A 16,654-nucleotide genomic window follows, 5' to 3' on the forward strand; every position below is an offset into this window, starting at 1 on the left:
ACTTTCGATATACCTCACAATACAAAATAATTTTAATCACTTTAAAATCAATAAATTAAACAAAATAAAAATCGACAGACTTGCAAGATTACAAGTTTTAGATATAAATTAGATATATCTAAATAAAACAGGAGTACATCATGCGACATCATCATGAAGGTTGCGAGAGAGAGCATCACCACGGCCATGAACATGGCTGCGAGCACCGTCATGGCCGGGGCGGCGGCGGCGGACGTCGCCAGCGCTTTTTTGGCCACGGCGAACTACGCCTGGTGATTCTGGAAATTTTGACCCGCGAGGCCAGCCACGGTTACGAATTGATTAAAGCCATCGAGAACCTGACGCTGGGCAACTACACCCCAAGCCCAGGCGTGATTTACCCAACGCTGGATTTTCTTCAGGATCAGGAATTTATCACTATCAAAGAAGAGGACGGCGGGCGTAAGCAGATCACCATTACAGAGCAGGGGCAACGGTGGCTGGAAGAGAACCGTGAACACCTGGAGCACATCCACGAACGCGTGAAAGCGCGCTGCGTCGGCTTTGAACTGCGTAAGAACCCGCAGATGAAACGGGCGCTGGACAACTTCAAAGCCGTGTTGGATCTGCGGGTGAATCAGGGCGGGATCAGCGACGCGCAGCTTAAGCAGATCATTGGCGTTATCGATCGCGCGGCGCTGGAAATCAGCCAACTGGATTAAGCAGGCGGTACGTCCTCCGCACGGATGCGGAACACTTTCACGATCTCTTTTAAGTGCTGGGCCTGCTCATTCAGCGACGCCGCTGCCGCAACGGACTCCTCAACCAGACACGAGTTCTGTTGCGTGGTGGCGTCAATCAGCCCAATCGCGCTGTTGATTTGCGAAATCCCATCGGTTTGTTCGCGACTGGCCTGACCGATTTCACGCAGAATCACATCCATCTCTTCAACGTTATCCACCATACCATTAATCAACGCACTGGCTTTTTCCACCAGTTGCATCCCCTCCTGCGTCTGGCTGGTAGAGTCTTCGATCAGGTGGCGGATCTCACTGGCGGACGACGCACTTTTTTGCGCCAGTTGACGAACTTCTCCCGCCACGACCGCGAAGCCACGCCCGTGTTCCCCGGCGCGAGCGGCTTCCACGGCGGCGTTAAGCGCCAGAATGTTGGTCTGGAAGGCAATAGAATCAATCAGGTTGATAATGTCGGACATACGGTTAGAGGTCTCATTTATCACGCGCATTTTTTGCGTGACCTGACGCATCATCTCACCGTTATTTTTCACCACGCTGGCCGCATCGGCAGAAAGATGGGTCGCTTCGCTGGTGTGGTCCGCCGTATTTTTGACGGTGGCGGTAATCTGCTCCATAGAGGCCGCCGTTTGCTCAACAGAACTGGCCTGTTCTTCAGTACGCGCCGCCAGATCCTGGTTGCCCGCGACAATTTGCGCCGCCGCGCTGGAGATATTTTCAGAGCCGTTCTGAACTTCCTGCACGATCACCAGCAGACGGTTTTTCATCTCCATCAGCGCCTGCAACAGCACGCCGGTTTCATCTTTTTGCGCGATATGAATCGTGCGGGTCAAATCTCCCTCCGCAATCGCCCCGGCAAACTGCACGGCGTCATTAAGCGGTCGGGTAATGGAACGTACGATGTACCATCCCATTATCACTCCGGCGGCAATGCTGATAAGCGCCAGGAGAATCAGCTGTGCCCGGTTGGTGCGAAAATCCTGGTCAACCGACGCGCCCGCGTTGCGCATCAGCGTATCTTCAATAGCGATCAGCTCCTGTACTTTGGCTTTATACGCCTGCTGTATGTTGACGGTGGTCGTCATCATTTCCTGTATCGCCGCCGGACGATTATGGTTCTGAATTTCCTGCAAAATACGGAACCGGGAGGCCAGATACTGCTGACGCACATCGCGAATTCCGGCGATAATAGCCTTTGAGGCCTCGTCCTGACGGCTGGCGGACAGTTCATCGAGCAATACCGTAATGCGCTGGCTAATCGCATCCAGCTGCTTTTGCGACTCCTGGCTCCAGCGTCCTTCTTCATCCAGCAGCATCAGCTGCTGCGTGCTAACGAAATCCTGAAAATTATCGATCAGCAGGTTGGCTTTCACCGTCGTGGGATAATCGTGAGTAATGATGTTCTGCATACTGGTATTCGTTCGATCCAGGCTGAACAACGAAAGGCCAGAACTCACGATCATCAGTACAATAAACAAACCAAACGCAATAAATAATTTCGAGCGGATCTTCATGTTATGCAAAAGCATATTTCCCCCTGGAGATTGTTTTTCCTCTATACAGGGTTCGTTATCGGTTACGGTTTCGCTAACTTTATGATATTGATCGTTTTTTATTTCAAGTTATTACAGTAAATAGTTTTCAACGATGAATATCGGCAGACCGATCGTTATACAATTCATTTTTCAGGTTCGGGAAAATGAAGAATCACACAAAATAACGCAGCGGGTTTAAATAAGGAAATAGCTCGAAATGGTAAATATTTAATATGTGCTTAACATTGTTAGCCCAATATTATGACAAAACGCTTATCGGCTTCGATAAGCGTTTGTCGGCAGAAATAAAGGGAATTTGATTTAATGCAGAACCGTTACCGCGTCTTCCAGACGGCTGGCGCGATGTTTAACCATCGCTGAAACCTGAGCGCTCTCCTCCACCAGCTCGGCATTTTTCTGCGTGATATGGTTTAACTCATCCACGGCGCGGGTCAGGCTGGAGAGTCCGTCCGCCTGTTCCAGCGTCGAGTGGCTGATTTGCGCAATAAGCTGAGTGACGTTTTGCACCTGAGCCACAATATCATCCATCGTGCGTCCTGCCGCATGAACCTGTTCGGAGCCGGACTGTACCCGGCTTGCGCTGGCATCAATGAGCTTACGAATATCATTCGCCGCGCTGGCACTTCGGCTGGCAAGATGGCGAACCTCCCCGGCGACAACGGCAAATCCTTTACCCTGCTCGCCCGCTCGCGCCGCTTCAACCGCCGCGTTCAGCGCCAGGATATTCGTCTGGAAAGCAATATCGTTAATCAGCGTAGTGATTGTGCCAATCTGCTGCGTGCTGTCAGCGATGTCATCCATCGTTTTAATGACGGTTTCCATCGCCTCTCCGCCCTGCGTCGCCGCACTGCTGGCCGCGCTGGATAATTTATCGGCGGCGGACGCGGTGGTGGAATTTTTCTTCACGGACTCCGCCATCTGGTTCATGGTCGTCACCGTCTGCTGCACATTCTCCACCGTCTGGCGGGTGTGTTTATTCAGATCGTCATTGCCTTTCGCTAGCGTCTCGCTGCCGTTTCTGACGCTGGAAACCTGGCTTGAGACGTCATTAATCAGCCAGCGGCACATAAGCCCAAGCTGGCCTACCGCGCGCAACATCAGCCCCAGTTCGTCACTACGGTTAAGATGCGATACGCTATTACGCTCGCCCGTTGCGACTTTCAACGCCTGCCGGGCGACATTTTCGATCGGACGCACAATCTGCCATTCAAACACCGCCGTTCCCGCCAGCATCAGCAGGGCGTTCACGAATAGCGCTGGCCACGCAACGCCCATTTGCGCCATCGCCGCCATCAGCACCACGCCCGTCAGCGCCATAACGCTGCGTACACGCCAGCGAATGGGGATTGCCGGCAGTTTCCCCAGCCAGCCTTTACGCACCACCAGTCCTTTGTGGATATGTTTGTTGCTGCGGCCTTCATTCAGCGCCTTATACAAAGGCTCAACGGCCGCAATCTCTTCGTCTGTCGCGCGGGTACGAATCGACATATAGCCGGTCACGCGCCCTTCCCGCACCATCGGCACCGCATTCGCCCGCACCCAGTAGTGATCGCCATTCTTCCGTCGGTTTTTCACGATGCCGCTCCACGGCTCACCCTGCCTGAGGGTGTACCACATATCCGCAAACGCGGCTTTCGGCATGTCCGGGTGGCGTACCAGATTATGCGGTTGCATAAGCAGTTCATTCAGCGTAAAGCCGCTTACCTGAACGAAAGTATCATTTGCATGGGTGATATAGCTTTGCAGGTCAGTTGTGGACATCAGGGTTGTATCATCATCCAGCGGATAATTATGCTGGCTGACGTAGGGATGAGAAGACATGGTTGCGTCCTGTGCAGGTTACTTGAATGTTAACTTTTCTGTCAGATGTTATTTCGGCGATAATTGGTTTATCTTTAGTTGTTAAATTTGATTTAGATCGCAATTTGCGTTTAAACCGTAATATTTGTATGTTTTCTAATTCATTGATTTAAAATACTTTCGTTAAGTAACTATTCAGTTCCACTATAACTTCCGCCCCATATACGCACACCGCCCGCACCGTTCTGGTGCGACGGCCCGCTCGTCAGCCCCGCTTCCCCCGCACACACATTGCGCAAAACATCACCAATTGTTAATGAATGAGATTAAATATTGCACACTTGATATTTTCCCTGGTGTTTATCCCGATTTTCATGATCCACGCCGATATGGCGCAATCCCTGCAATACTTAACTCAGTATCATGTGATACGCGAGCTCCGGGAGCACATTTTGAACAGGTTACCTTCCAGCGCATCGGCCCTGGCCTGTAGCGCACACGCACTGAATCTCATTGAAAAGCGAACGCTTGATCATGAGGAAATGAAAGCACTGAACCGAGAGGTGATTGATTACTTCAAAGAGCATGTTAATCCGGGGTTTTTAGAGTATCGAAAATCTGTGACCGCTGGCGGGGATTACGGAGCCGTAGAGTGGCAAGCGGGAAGTCTGAATACGCTTGTCGACACCCAGGGACAGGAGTTTATTGATTGCCTGGGTGGTTTTGGCATTTTCAACGTGGGGCACCGTAATCCAGTTGTCGTATCCGCCGTACAGAATCAACTCGCAAAACAACCTCTGCACAGCCAGGAGTTACTGGACCCGCTCCGGGCCATGCTGGCTAAAACGCTCGCAGCGCTCACGCCTGGAAAACTGAAGTACAGTTTTTTCAGCAACAGCGGCACCGAATCGGTAGAAGCGGCGCTGAAACTGGCGAAGGCGTATCAGTCGCCGCGCGGTAAGTTTACCTTTATCGCTACCAGCGGCGCGTTTCACGGTAAATCGCTGGGGTCGCTTTCCGCCACGGCGAAATCCACGTTCCGCAAGCCGTTTATGCCGCTGCTGCCGGGCTTTCGCCATGTACCGTTTGGCAACATTGAGGCCATGCGTACTGCGCTTAGCGAGTGTAAAAAAACCGGCGACGATGTGGCAGCCGTCATTCTGGAACCAATTCAGGGCGAGGGCGGCGTGATCCTGCCGCCGCAGGGCTATCTGACCGCCGTGCGTAAACTCTGCGATGAGTTTGGCGCCCTGATGATTCTGGATGAAGTCCAGACCGGCATGGGGCGCACCGGTAAGATGTTCGCCTGTGAACATGAAAACGTGCAGCCTGACATTTTATGTCTGGCAAAAGCGTTGGGCGGCGGCGTGATGCCGGTTGGGGCAACCATCGCCACCGAAGAGGTGTTCTCCGTTCTGTTCGATAATCCGTTCCTGCACACCACAACCTTTGGCGGCAACCCGCTGGCCTGTGCGGCAGCATTAGCGACCATTAACGTGTTGCTGGAGCAGAATCTACCGGCACAGGCGGAGCAGAAAGGCGATATGTTGCTGGACGGCTTCCTCCAGCTTGCCAGGGAATATCCTGACCTGGTGCAGGACGCTCGCGGAAAAGGGATGTTGATGGCGATTGAGTTTGTTGACAACGAAATCGGCTACAACTTCGCCAGCGAGATGTTCCGCCAGCGGGTACTGGTTGCCGGGACGCTCAACAACTCGAAAACGATTCGCATCGAACCACCGCTGACATTAACAATTGAGCAGTGTGAGCAGGTGTTAAAGGCGACCCGCAAGGCTCTGGCGGCGTTACGGGTGAGCGTTGAGGAAACATAACACATCGCCGGATGGCGCTACGCTTATCCGGCCTACAGGAATCCGATCCGTAGACCGGATAAGACGCGCCAGCATCGCCATCCGGCAATGTTCACACAACCCGCACGCCCGCCTGTAGGCCGGATAAGATGCGCCAGCGTCGCCATCCGGCAAGTTCACACAACCCGCACACCCGCAGGCATTACGCGTTCCGGCGTCAGCAATACGCTTTCACTGCCGTCATCAGTTTCAGCACACAGCAACATGCACTCTGACGTTTCACCACGCATTTTGGCTTTTTGCAGATTGCACAGTACCACCACCGTTTTCCCCATCAGCGCATCCTCTCGGTAATAAGGTACGAGGCTGGTTACCGTTTGCAGCGTACGCTCGCCCACATCCACCTGCACAATGTAAAGCTTATCGGCATTATCATGACGCTTTACCTGCACAATCTTTCCAACACGCAGCTCCAGTCGGGCAAAATCCGCAAAGGCCACCGTCTCCATCTTTTCCCCCCTCTAGTAAAAATTCACTAAATCATAGCAATAATTTTTCCAGGCACTGTTCTTAAAAAAGGGGAAATGCTGCGTTTATCACACTCTTTAAGCTGAAATTTACCCCTGGCACGTCAAATAAACGCGCTTTATTTACTGAAAACAGATGCATAGATAAGCACTTCCTTTACAATGAAAAGGCTACTCAGGGGAAAGTCGAAAAAGGTAATCATGGCAACACTTAAAGATATCGCAATTGAAGCTGGCGTATCCCTGGCGACAGTGTCGCGGGTCTTAAACGACGACCCCACGCTGAATGTCAAAGAAGAGACCAAACACCGCATTCTGGAAATCGCGGAAAAGCTGGAGTACAAAACCAGCAGCGCCCGTAAGAGCCAGAATAGTACGGTCAGCCTGCAACACATCCTTGCCATCTACAGTTATCAGCAAGAGCTGGAAATTAACGATCCCTACTATCTGGCAATCCGCCACGGGATTGAGACACAGTGTGAAAAACTGGGGATTGAACTGACCAACTGCTACGAACACAGCGGGTTGCCGGATCTTAAAAATATCACCGGCATTCTCATTGTCGGCAAGCCCTCAGCCGCCTTACGCGACGCCGCCGCCGCGCTGACTGACAATATCTGCTTTATCGACTTTCACGAATCAGGCAGTGAATATGATGCCGTCGATATCGATTTGTCCCGCATCAGCAAAGAGATCATCGACTTTTTCATTGCTCAGGGCGCAACCCGTATCGGTTTTATTGGCGGGGAGGATGAGCCCGGCAAAGCCGATATCCGCGAAGCCGCGTTTGTCGAATATGGCCGCCTGAAGCAGGTCGTGCGTGAAGACGATATCTGGCGCGGTGGTTTTTCCAGTTCATCAGGTTACGAACTGGCGAAACAAATGCTGGCTAAAGCGGATTATCCGCGCGCGCTGTTTGTCGCCTCCGACTCGATAGCCATTGGCGTGTTACGCGCAATCCACGAGCATGGCCTTGAGATCCCGCGCGACATCTCCCTGATAAGCGTGAATGACATTCCGACGGCGCGATTCACCTTCCCACCGCTTTCCACGGTGCGCATTCATTCCGAAATGATGGGCAGCCAGGGCGTAAATCTGGTGTACGAAAAAGCCCGTGACGGGCGTGCACTGCCGCTGCTGGTCTTCGTTCCCAGTAAACTTAAACTGCGCGGCACCAGCCGCTAACTCCCCTTTTCCACCGCCCGGTTTTCCTGATAGCCGGGCGCATTCCGCTTTTCGCCGTTTTTCTTCTCACTGCTTATTTTCGTGATCCAGTTAAAGTAAATCATTTTACCCACTACATTTTAGTAAATATTTTACTAAAATCATTTCCCATAACGCACACTTACCATCGCCTTGAAGGGTTCCGACTTCGCTCCACAGGGAGGCATTATGAATCGCTGGGAAAACATTCAGCTGACCCACGAAAACAGACTGGCGCCACGCGCCTACTTTTTTTCTTATGACTCAATAGCCCAGGCTCGCACATTCGCCCGCGAAACCAGCCGCTATTTTTTGCCGCTAAGCGGTCAGTGGAACTTTCAGTTCTTCGACCACCCGCTTCAGGTGCCGGAAGCCTTTACCTCAGAGTATATGCGAGACTGGGGAACAATTACCGTTCCAGGGATGTGGCAAATGGAAGGCCACGGCAAGCTGCAATATACCGACGAAGGTTTCCCGTTTCCGATCGATGTGCCGTACGTCCCCAGCGATAACCCCACCGGCGCTTATCAACGCATTTTCACGCTGAGCGAAGGCTGGCAAGGAAAGCAAACGCTGATTAAATTCGACGGCGTCGAAACGTATTTCGAAGTTTATGTGAACGGCCATTATGTGGGATTCAGCAAAGGCAGCCGCCTGACGGCAGAGTTCGACATCAGCGCGGTCGCGAAGACGGGCGACAACCTGTTATGCGTCCGCGTGATGCAGTGGGCAGATTCCACCTATGTTGAAGACCAGGATATGTGGTGGTCGGCGGGCATCTTCCGCGACGTTTATCTGGTTGGCAAACACACCGTCCACATTCAGGACTTCACCGTCCGCACCGATTTTGACGACGATTATCGCAATGCCACCCTCTCCTGCCAGCTGATTCTGGAAAATCTGACCGCCGACCCGGCAATCGCTTCTCTGGAGTATGCGCTGTTTGACGGTGAGGATGTTGTACATGCAGGCGCCATCAACGCACTGACCATTGACCAGCGCATCAGCACCGACTTTACTGTTGGCGTTCACGCTCCGCACCAGTGGTCCTCTGAGTCGCCGTATCTCTACCATCTGGTGATGACCCTGAAAGACGCCAACGGCAATACTCTTGAAGTAGTGCCGCAACGCGTGGGCTTTCGCGATATTCAGGTTCGCGACGGGCTGTTTTACATCAATAACCGCTATGTGATGCTGCACGGCGTCAACCGCCACGATAACGATCATCTTAAAGGTCGGGCTGTCGGCATGGATCGCGTTGAAAAAGATCTGCGGTTAATGAAACAACACAACATCAACTCGGTACGAACCGCGCACTACCCTAACGATCCACGTTTCTACGAGCTCTGCGATATCTACGGCCTGTTTGTGATGGCGGAAACCGACGTCGAGTCACACGGATTCGCTAACATCGGCGATATCAGCCGCATCACCGACGACCCGGCGTGGGAAACGGTCTACGTCGAGCGCATCGTGCGCCATATCCATGCGCAGAAAAACCACCCTTCTATCATCATCTGGTCGCTGGGCAACGAATCCGGGTACGGCTGTAATATTCGCGCGATGTACCACGCCGCCAAAGCGCTGGATGACACGCGCCTGATTCACTACGAAGAAGACCGCGACGCCGAAGTGGTGGATATCATCTCCACCATGTATACCCGCGTGCCGCTGATGAACGAGTTTGGTGAGTACCCGCATCCGAAGCCGCGCATCATCTGCGAATACGCCCACGCGATGGGCAACGGCCCCGGTGGGCTAACCGAATATCAGAATGTCTTTTACCAGCACGACTGCATTCAGGGGCACTATGTCTGGGAATGGTGCGATCACGGTATTCAGGCGAAAGACGACGATGGCAACGTGTGGTACAAATTTGGCGGCGATTACGGCGACTACCCGAATAACTACAACTTCTGCCTTGATGGTCTGATTTACCCTGACCAGACGCCGGGCCCGGGTCTGAAGGAGTACAAGCAGGTCATTGCACCTGTAAAAATCCACGCGCAGGATCTGGAACGTGGCGAACTGAAAGTAGAAAACAAACTGTGGTTCACCTCCCTTGACGACTATACCCTGCATATTGACATTCGTGCCGAAGGGGAGACGCTCTCCACGCAGCAGATCAAACTGCGCGACGTCGCGCCGAATAGCGAGGCGTTACTGCACTGCACGTTGCCAGCGCTGGATGGGCGAGAAACGTTTCTTAACGTCACCGTGACCAAAGACTCCCCCACACTCTACAGCGACGCAGGGCATCATATCGCCGCCTGTCAGTTCCCGCTGAAGGCCAGAACGGCGCCTCCTGTACCGTTTAGCCAGCCAAACGCGCGCGCGTTGACGCTGGAAGACGATCGTCTGAGCTGCACCGTGCGCGGCTACAACTTCCATCTGACGTTCTCAAAACTGAACGGGAAGCCAACCGCCTGGAACGTTAATGGTGAAGCGCTGCTGACCCGCGCGCCAAAAATCAATTTCTTTAAGCCGACGATTGATAACCACAAGCAGGAGTTCGACGGGCTCTGGCAACCAAACCATCTGCACATCATGCAGGAGCATCTGCGGGCGTTTACCGTCGAGCAAACGGAAGATGCGGTGCTGATTACCAGCCACACCCTTATTGCTCCGCCGGTATTTGATTTCGGCATGCGCTGTACGTATCTCTGGCGCATTGCGATGGATGGTCAGGTAAACGTCGCGCTTTCCGGCGAACCCTACGGCGAATATCCGCACATTATTCCGTGTATTGGCTTCACGATGGGAATCAATGGCGCCTTCGATCAGGTTGCCTGGTATGGTCGCGGCCCGGGAGAAAACTATGCCGACAGTCAGCAGGCCAACATCATCGACATCTGGCGCTCCACCGTGGATGACATGTTTGAGAATTACCCGTTCCCGCAGAACAACGGTAATCGCCAGCATGTACGCTGGGCGACGCTAACCAACCGCCACGGCAACGGTCTGCTGGTGGTGCCGCAACGCCCCATCAACTTCAGCGCCTGGCATTACACGCCAGAAAACCTCTTTGCCGCGCAGCACTGCAATGAGTTGCAGCGCTGCGACGACATCACCCTGAATCTGGATCATCAGTTGCTTGGGCTGGGTTCCAACTCCTGGGGAAGCGAAGTGCTCGATTCCTGGCGCGTCTGGTTCCGGTCATTCCGTTATGGCTTTACGTTGCTGCCGGTGTCCGGCGGCGAAGCGACCGCCCAGGCTATCGCCGGCCATGCCTTCGGCACGGACTTCTTTTCCACAAATTTGCATAGCGAGAATGAAAAATGAGGCTCCTCGATAACTTAGAACAGTTCCGGCAGGTCTACGCCTCTGGTCGAAAATGGCAGCGCTGCATTGAAGCGATTGAAAATATCGACAACATTCAGCCCGGCGTCGCTCACTCCATCGGGGATTCTCTGACGTATCGCGTGGAAACCGACTCTGCCGCCGATGCGCTGTTTACCGGGCATCGCCGTTACGTTGAAGTGCATTACTACCTGCAAGGGCGACAAAAAATTGAATATGCCGCCAAAGATACGTTGCAGGTCGTTGAATATTATCGCGATGAAACCGATCGCGAATATCTGAAAGGTTGCGGAAACACCGTAGAGGTTCACGAAGGACAGATGGTGATTTGCGACAACCATGAAGCCTACCGTTTTATCTGTAATCACGCTGTAAAAAAAGTCGTACTCAAAGTGACCATTGAAGATGGTTATTTTCATAACAAATAAAAATAACGGGCGGCACCTGTGATGTGCCGCTGACTACCCTACAAAAATCAGGAATCGGAGATGTGTTATGTCTGATACCAAACGTAATACAATCGGCAAGTTCGGCTTACTCTCGCTTACCTTTGCCGCCGTTTACAGTTTTAATAACGTTATCAATAATAATATTGAGCTGGGGCTGGCATCGGCGCCGATGTTTTTCCTGGCAACGATTTTCTACTTTATCCCCTTCTGTTTAATTATTGCAGAATTCGTTTCATTAAATAAAAACTCTGAAGCTGGCGTTTATGCTTGGGTAAAAAGCTCCCTCGGCGGACGCTGGGCATTTATTACCGCCTACACCTATTGGTTCGTTAATTTGTTCTTTTTCACCTCGCTGCTCCCGCGCGTAATTGCCTATGCCTCTTATGCGTTCCTGGGCTACGAATATATTCTGACGCCGGTCGCAACAACCGTATTGAGTATGGTGCTGTTCGCCTTCTCAACCTGGGTTTCCACCAACGGGGCGAAAATGCTGGGGCCAATCACCTCCGTCACCTCCACGCTGATGCTCCTGTTGACGCTTTCCTATATTTTACTGGCCGGTACGGCGCTGGTGGGCGGCGTTCAGCCTGCCGATCCGATCACCGTGGAGGCGATGATCCCGAACGTTAACTGGGCGTTCCTCGGTATTACGACCTGGATCTTTATGGCCGCAGGCGGCGCGGAATCCGTTGCGGTGTATGTTAACGACGTAAAAGGCGGATCAAAATCATTTGTAAAAGTGATCATCCTGGCCGGGATTTTCATCGGCGTGCTTTATTCTATTTCGTCGGTACTGATCAACGTATTCGTGAGCAGTAAAGAGCTGAAATTTACCGGCGGTTCAGTACAGGTCTTCCACGGTCTGGCAGCCTGGTTTGGTCTGCCCGAACTGTTGATAAACCGCTTTGTCGGTCTGGTCTCTTTTACTGCGATGTTCGGCTCCCTGCTGATGTGGACTGCAACGCCGGTTAAAATTTTCTTCTCCGAAATTCCCGCAGGGATTTTTGGCAAAAAAACCGTCGAACTGAATGAAAACGGCGTCCCCGCCCGCGCCGCCTGGATTCAGTTCCTGATTGTCATTCCGTTGATGATTATCCCGATGCTCGGCTCGAATACCGTTCAGGAATTAATGAACACCATCATTAATATGACCGCAGCGGCCTCCATGCTGCCTCCGCTGTTTATTATGCTGGCCTACCTGAATCTGCGGGCAAAACTGGAGCACTTACCGCGAGACTTCCGTATGGGATCACAAAGAACCGGTATTATCGTCGTGTCGATGTTAATTGTTATATTTACCATCGGATTTATTGCCTCCACTTTCCCAACCGGCGGCAATATTATGACCATTGTTTTCTATAACGTGGGCGGTATTGTTATTTTCCTCGGATTCGCCTGGTGGAAATACAGCCGATACATTAAAGGACTCACAAAAGAAGAACAGGATATTGAAGCCGCACCCGCATCAAACATTAATTAACAGATTGATTTTATAACTATAAGAACCATTTTCACATTGGCTATAACAATAAAAAATATTTATTTTGGCTTAGGACAGAAGCATGAAAATGATGAAAAATATTCGCAGGGCAATAATTGCCCTGCCCTTCCTCTGTGTTTTTCCCCTGGCTGCGGAAGACGTTCATCCGGCAGAACACGACGACACAAAAACGCCAGCCGTCACCTCTCCCTCCTTTCGCTTTTACGGCGAGATGGGGCTGGGGGGATATATGGATTTAGAAGGACAGGATAAACATAAATACAGTGACGGCACCTATATTGAAGGCGGCCTGGAGATGAAATACGGCTCATGGTTTGGCCTGATTTACGGCGAAGGCTGGACGGTGCAGGCCGACCATCAGGGTAACGCCTGGGTTCCCGATCATAGCTGGGGCGGGTTCGAAGGCGGTATCAACCGTTTTTATGGCGGTTATCGTACTGATGACGGCACGGAACTGATGCTGAGCCTGCGTCAGGATTCCTCGCTGGATGACCTGCAATGGTGGGGCGATTTTACGCCGGATCTGGGCTACGTCATCCCCAATACCCGTGACATCATGACCGCGATTAAGGTGCAGAATCTGAGCGGCGCCTTCCGTTATAGCGTCACCGCCACGCCAGCCGGGCATCACGATGAGGGGAAAGCCTGGCTCCATTTCGGCAAATACGATCGCTATGACGATAAATACACCTATCCGGCGATGATCAACGGTTATATCCAGTACGATCTTGTCGAAGGCGTCACCTGGATGAACGGCCTGGAAGTTACCGACGGCACCGGGCAACTGTTTCTGACCGGCGTTCTCTCTCCCAATCTGGCCGCCCGCGCCTGGCACCACACTGGTCGCGCCGACGGTCTGGACGTGCCGGGCAGCGAAACCGGCTTTATGGTCAGCGCCATGTACGAAGCGCTAAAAGGCGTTTATCTCTCTACCGCCTACAGCTATGCCAGGCACCGGCCAGACCATGCCGCAGACGAAACCACCTCTTTTATGCAGTTTGGCGTCTGGTACGAATACGGCGGCGGACGTTTCGCCACCGCCTTCGACAGCCGGTTCTATATGCAAAACGCATCTGGCGATCCCAGCGACCAGATTTTCCTGATGCAATATTTCTACTGGTAATAAGGACATGAACACCATGAAAATCACGACGACCCTGACGCCGCTGACCTGCGCTTTGCTAATAAGCCTCTCCGCACATGCCGCCACTGCGGACGATTATAAAAATGTCATTAACCGCACCGGCGCGCCGGGCTATATGCATGATTACGATTACGATGATCACCAGCGTTTTAATCCGTTTTTCGATCTCGGCGCGTGGCATGGATACCTGCTGCCAGACAGCAAGGCCACGATGGGCGGCTTTCCCGGCGTCGCACTGCTGACGGAAGAGTACATCAACTTTATGGCCACCCATTTTGACCGTCTGTCGGTGTATCAAAACGGCCAACAGGTTGACTTTGCGCTTGAGGCTTACAGCATTCCCGGCGCGCTGATCCAAAAATTATCCTCAAAGGACGTGCAGGTTGAGATGACGCTGCGCTTCGCCAGTTCGCGCACGGCCCTGCTGGAAACAAAAATCACCAGCAAGACGCCGCTGGATCTGGTGTGGGACGGCGAGTTACTGGAAAAACTGGAAGCGAAAGAGGGAAAAGCAATCTCCGATAAAACCATTGATGGAGAATACCCGGACTATCAGCGAAAAATCATCGCCACCCGTGATGGTCTGAAAGTCACCTTCGGCAAAGTGCGTTCCACCTGGGATCTGCTCACTTCCGGCGAATCTGAATATCAGATACATAAGTCCCTGCCGACAGACACAAAGGTCAACGGCCACCGCTTTACCAGCAAGGCGCACATCAACGGTTCCACCACGTTTTATACCACCTGGTCGCATCTGCTCACCGCGCAGGAAGTGGATAATGAGCAGGCGCAGATCCGCGACATTCTGGCTCGCCCGGCTGACTATCTCAGCGCATCACAAAAACGCTGGGAGGGCTATCTGCAAAAAGGCTTAACCAACCCGGACGCCACGCCAGAACAGACGCGGGTTGCGGTTAAAGCCATTGAAACGCTGAACGGCAACTGGCGCTCGCCAGGCGGCGCGATCAAACACCATACCGTGACGCCATCGGTCACTGGCCGCTGGTTTTCCGGTAATCAGACCTGGCCGTGGGACACCTGGAAGCAGGCCTTTGCGATGGCGCATTTCAACCCGGAAATCGCCAAAGAGAATATTCGCGCCGTCTTCTCCTGGCAGATTCAACCCGACGATCCGCTTCGCCCACAGGATGCGGGCTTCGTTCCCGATCTGATCGCCTGGAACCTCAGCCCGGAACGCGGCGGCGATGGCGGCAACTGGAACGAGCGCAACACCAAGCCAAGCCTTGCGGCATGGTCAGTGATGGAGGTCTACAACGTCACCAAAGACAAAGCCTGGCTTGAAGAGATGTACCCGAAACTGGTGGCATACCATGACTGGTGGCTGCGTAACCGCGATCACAACGGCAATGGCGTCCCGGAATATGGCGCAACCCGCGATAAAGCCCACAATACCGACACCGGCGAAATGCTGTTTACGGTAAAACAGGGCGACAAGGAAGAGACGTTATCCGGGCTGAGAAACTATGCCCGCATCATCAGCGAAGGCCAGTACGACAGCCTGGAAATTCCAGCGCAGGTCGCCGCCTCCTGGGAGTCCGGGCGTGATGACGCCGCAGTGTTCGGTTTTATTGATAAAGCGCAGCTGGATAAATATGTCGCAAACGGCGGCAAACGCAGCGACTGGACGGTGAAATTTGCGGAAAACCATCGCCAGGACGGCACGCTGCTGGGCTATTCGCTGCGACAGGAGTCGGTCGATCAGGCGAGCTACATGTACAGCGACAACCACTATCTGGCGGAAATGGCGACCCTCCTCAATAAGCCGAACGAGGCGCAGCACTATCGCCAGTTGGCGCAGAAGATCGCGGATTACATCAACACCTGTATGTTCGATCCGGCAACACACTTCTTCTATGATCTGCGGATTGAAGAAAAGCCGCTGGCAAACGGCTGTGCGGGGAAACCGATCGTTGAGCGTGGCAAGGGGCCGGAAGGCTGGTCGCCGTTGTTTAACGGCGCTGCGACGCAGGCTCACGCCGATGCGGTTGTGAAGGTGATGCTTGACCCGAAAGAGTTCAATACTTTCGTACCGCTCGGCACCGCCGCGCTGACCAATCCGGCGTTCGGCGCGGATATTTACTGGCGTGGACGCGTGTGGGTGGATCAGTTCTGGTTCGGATTAAAAGGCATGGCGCGTTACGGCTATCGTGATGATGCGCTGAAGCTGGCGGATACTTTCTTCAGGCATGCGAAAGGGCTAACCGCCGACGGGCCGATTCAGGAAAACTACAACCCGTTGACCGGCGCACAGCAGGGCGCGCCGAACTTCTCCTGGAGCGCCGCGCACCTGTATATGCTGTATAACGACTTCTTCAGGAAACTGTAATCCGAAATGCAATGCCGGATGGCGCTACGCTTATCCGGCCTACAGGAATCCGATCCGTAGGCCGGATAAGATGCGCCAGCATCGCCATCCGGCAATGTTCACACAACCCGTACACCTGTAGGCCGGATAAGACGCGCCAGCGTCGCCATCCGGCAATGTTCACACAACCCGCACACCTGTAGGCCGGATAAGATGCGCCAGCGTCGCCATCCGGCAAATTCGTTCTCTGGCCCCGCTCCTTTTTTGAATCCCATCACAATCATCGCATTCCCCTTTTCCCTT

General features: G+C 53.0%; 12 protein-coding genes. 8 read left to right on the forward strand and 4 right to left on the reverse strand.

Annotation, left to right across the window (positions count from 1 at the left end; all coding sequences use genetic code 11):
* The first annotated feature begins 140 nt into the window (after positions 1-140).
* Positions 141-701, forward strand: a complete 561-nt coding sequence (locus tag OGY62_RS01060; RefSeq protein ID WP_047461113.1) for a PadR family transcriptional regulator — start codon at positions 141-143, stop codon at positions 699-701.
* Here OGY62_RS01060 and OGY62_RS01065 read toward each other — a convergent pair.
* Together OGY62_RS01065 and OGY62_RS01070 are read right to left on the reverse strand one after the other, a co-directional pair.
* Positions 698-2,263: a methyl-accepting chemotaxis protein gene (locus tag OGY62_RS01065; RefSeq protein WP_112001532.1), complete on the reverse strand. Its 1,566-nt coding sequence runs from the start codon at positions 2,261-2,263 to the stop codon at positions 698-700. The two genes, OGY62_RS01060 and OGY62_RS01065, sit on opposite strands and share 4 nt — an antisense overlap.
* 327 nt (positions 2,264-2,590) lie before the next feature.
* Complete coding sequence (locus tag OGY62_RS01070; protein ID WP_286458887.1) at positions 2,591-4,111, reverse strand: methyl-accepting chemotaxis protein; 1,521 nt, start codon at positions 4,109-4,111, stop codon at positions 2,591-2,593.
* A 431-nt stretch (positions 4,112-4,542) separates the two neighbouring features.
* Here OGY62_RS01070 and ygjG point away from each other — a divergent pair, with 431 nt between their 5' ends.
* Positions 4,543-5,922, forward strand: coding sequence for a putrescine aminotransferase (gene ygjG / locus OGY62_RS01075; protein ID WP_111925746.1), 1,380 nt, complete (start codon positions 4,543-4,545; stop codon positions 5,920-5,922).
* Between the two features lie 155 nt (positions 5,923-6,077).
* On the opposite strand, the gene OGY62_RS01080 is transcribed toward ygjG, so the two are convergent.
* Positions 6,078-6,410, reverse strand: a complete 333-nt coding sequence (locus tag OGY62_RS01080; protein ID WP_049009430.1) for a tRNA-binding protein — start codon at positions 6,408-6,410, stop codon at positions 6,078-6,080.
* A gap of 219 nt (positions 6,411-6,629) precedes the next feature.
* Between OGY62_RS01080 and ebgR the strand changes: the two genes are divergently transcribed.
* The 6 genes from ebgR (at position 6,630) to ygjK (ending at position 16,372) form a co-directional block, all read left to right on the forward strand.
* On the forward strand, positions 6,630-7,613 hold the full coding sequence (ebgR, locus tag OGY62_RS01085; protein ID WP_049009429.1) for a transcriptional regulator EbgR: 984 nt from the start codon (positions 6,630-6,632) through the stop codon (positions 7,611-7,613).
* Between the two features lie 207 nt (positions 7,614-7,820).
* On the forward strand, positions 7,821-10,913 hold the full coding sequence (ebgA, locus tag OGY62_RS01090) for a beta-galactosidase subunit alpha (RefSeq protein WP_286458888.1): 3,093 nt from the start codon (positions 7,821-7,823) through the stop codon (positions 10,911-10,913).
* A complete protein-coding gene (locus tag OGY62_RS01095) occupies positions 10,910-11,359 on the forward strand; it encodes a beta-galactosidase subunit beta (protein WP_049009427.1) in 450 nt (149 codons plus the stop codon). Before ebgA ends, OGY62_RS01095 begins: the two co-directional genes overlap by 4 nt.
* 67 nt (positions 11,360-11,426) lie before the next feature.
* The gene (locus OGY62_RS01100) at positions 11,427-12,860 is read left to right on the forward strand and encodes an amino acid permease (protein WP_049009425.1); all 1,434 of its coding nucleotides are present in this window, start codon (positions 11,427-11,429) and stop codon (positions 12,858-12,860) included.
* Positions 12,861-12,948: 88 nt separating this feature from the next.
* Complete coding sequence (ygjJ, locus tag OGY62_RS01105) at positions 12,949-14,004, forward strand: protein YgjJ (RefSeq protein WP_410735571.1); 1,056 nt, start codon at positions 12,949-12,951, stop codon at positions 14,002-14,004.
* A 16-nt stretch (positions 14,005-14,020) separates the two neighbouring features.
* Positions 14,021-16,372: an alpha-glucosidase gene (gene ygjK / locus OGY62_RS01110; protein WP_286458891.1), complete on the forward strand. Its 2,352-nt coding sequence runs from the start codon at positions 14,021-14,023 to the stop codon at positions 16,370-16,372.
* A gap of 98 nt (positions 16,373-16,470) precedes the next feature.
* Here the strand turns inward: ygjK and OGY62_RS01115 are convergent, their stop codons facing one another.
* Positions 16,471-16,635: a hypothetical protein gene (locus OGY62_RS01115; RefSeq protein WP_286458892.1), complete on the reverse strand. Its 165-nt coding sequence runs from the start codon at positions 16,633-16,635 to the stop codon at positions 16,471-16,473.
* Between the last annotated feature and the right edge of the window lie 19 nt (positions 16,636-16,654).

It is taken from the genome of Citrobacter sp. CK198, from assembly GCF_030333295.1.
Classification (GTDB): Bacteria; Pseudomonadota; Gammaproteobacteria; order Enterobacterales; family Enterobacteriaceae; genus Citrobacter_B; species Citrobacter_B koseri.